1 protein-coding gene is annotated in these 1,361 nt (G+C 47.4%); it reads right to left on the reverse strand.

The window, feature by feature from the left end; all coding sequences use genetic code 11:
• Window positions 1-108: 108 nt before the first annotated feature.
• Entirely contained in the window at window positions 109-1,233 is a 1,125-nt protein-coding gene (locus J7359_RS19810; protein WP_209059998.1) for an RNA-guided endonuclease TnpB family protein, read from the reverse strand.
• Window positions 1,234-1,361 lie beyond the last annotated feature (128 nt).

The following is a 1,361-nucleotide window of genomic DNA, read 5'->3' on the forward strand; positions in this document are numbered from 1 at the left end:
ACCCTGAACAGAGGTATGGTTGACATCCTCCCCGCCGTGAACGACGGGGATTCCTGGTTCGTCACCAAACCAGATTCCTGTTTCAACACGCCTTCCCTAGATGATTGCTTACGCAGCCACCCCCGTTCCAGTCGCTCCACAGGCTAACCCCGCCAGCCCGGCGGTTTTAATATTAATGGCTGCATTAATATCTCTGTCGTGATGGGTATTGCACTCAGGGCAGTCCCATTCACGAACAGACAACGGCAGACTTTCATGGACAAACCCGCAACCTGAGCAACGCTTTGAGCTTGGAAAGAATCGGTCGATCTGAACGACCTGTCTTTCAGCCCACTCTGCCTTGTACTGCAACTGTCGGACAAATTCTCCCCAGTTTGCGTCGGCTATGTGTTTTGCCAGTTTTGGATTCTTAATCATGTTCTTCACTGCAAGGTCTTCACAAACTACGACTTGGTTCTCGTTAATGAGTTTGCGGGATGCTTTGTGGGTAGCATCCATCCGGCAATCAGCGATCTTGGCATGAGTACGTGCAACCTTGAGCTTTGCTTTGGCTCTGTTACTACTGCCTTTCTGCTTTTTTGACAACTGACGCTGAAGGTAGGCGAGCTTTTCCTCGTAGCGTTTGGTGTGTCTTGGATTGCCGGATTTTTCACCGTCTGAAGTGATGAACAGATCATTCAAACCTAAATCAATGCCCACTGTCTTGTGACTAATAGGCATTGGTTTAGCTTCAAATTCGCACAGCATGGAAACAAAGTACCGACCTGCACGATCTTTGCTGATAGTGACACTGGAGGGCTCGGAAGGCAGTTCTCGACTCCAGCGAATATTCAGAGCCTCTTTGCTTTTAGCAATGAAGAGCTGACCATCTTTGTACTTGAAAGCAGACGAAGCAAAAGTTGCACTCTGTTTTGCGTGTCTCTTCTTGAAAGTCGGGTACTTAGCCCTACCTTCCCAAAAGTTCTTGAAGGCGGTTTGTTGATGGCGTAGTGATTGCTGAATGGGTACTGAAGAAACATCGTTCAGCCACTGATATTCAGGGTTCTTTTTCAGTTCGGTAAGCTGCTTTGATGCTGCGTTGTAATTAACACTGTTGCCGTTCTTGTAGTACTCGTCGGTACGCCAGCGAAGGATATGGTTGTAGACAAAACGTACGCAGCCGAAAGTTTGGGCAAGTAGCTTTTCTTGCTCAGACGTTGGATAGAATCGGTATTTGTAAGCTCGTTTAGTCATAATTACAAGAATAACTATTTTTGTGTAAATTGCAATCTTTACCAGCCCTGTTGGGCTGGGAGCTTACATCCCCGCACTAGAAGTACGGGGTTTTACGCTCATTCGATAACTGGTGGCCAGCACATGGT

Origin of the sequence: Paracoccus sp. R12_2, assembly GCF_017744015.1 — a bacterium.
GTDB lineage: Bacteria > Pseudomonadota > Alphaproteobacteria > Rhodobacterales > Rhodobacteraceae > Paracoccus.